The 607-nt window shown below is 60.8% G+C and carries 1 protein-coding gene; it reads right to left on the reverse strand.

What is annotated here, in order from left to right; translation table 11 throughout:
• The coding region (locus tag ACYQ2W_RS26510) for an IS3 family transposase (protein ID WP_459874110.1) at nt 1-607 on the reverse strand (607 nt) is incomplete at both ends.

Below are 607 nucleotides of genomic sequence, written 5' to 3' on the forward strand. Positions count from 1 at the left end.
ACCTGCTCGCGCTTGCTCAGGATCGCTTTGTCTTCACCACGGTGGCGCTGCCCGGGGGTGACGAAGCGGATCTGGCTATGACGGTGCTCTTCGTTGTACCAGTGGACGAATAGGCCTACCCATTTGCGCGCCGCCTCCACCGAGTCGAACCCGTGTGATGGCCACTGAGGGCAGTACTTCAAGGTTCTGAACAGAGACTCCGAATAGGGGTTGTCATTGCTCACCCTCGGCCGGCTATGCGATGGCACAATCCCCAGGTCATACAGCTTGATCTGCATGGTCTGCGACTTCATCGGGCTCCCGTTGTCCGCGTGCAGCACCAGCGGCTTGCGGAAACAGCGCTCGACCAGTACGGCACGCTGTATCAGCGCGGCGGCCTCTTCACCGCCTTCGCGCTCATGCACCTCCCAACCCACGATCTTGCGACTGAAGATGTCGAGGATCAGGTACAGGTAGAAGAACTGCCCGCGCACCATCGACGGCAGGTAGCTGATGTCCCACGACCACACCTCGTTGGGTGCCGTCGCCACATGAGTGGTCGGCGGCTGACGCTTTTGCCGGGCCTTGGCGCGACCTCGATGATTCAACTGGTTCGCGTCTTTGAGGA

Source organism: Endothiovibrio diazotrophicus (assembly GCF_054657215.1).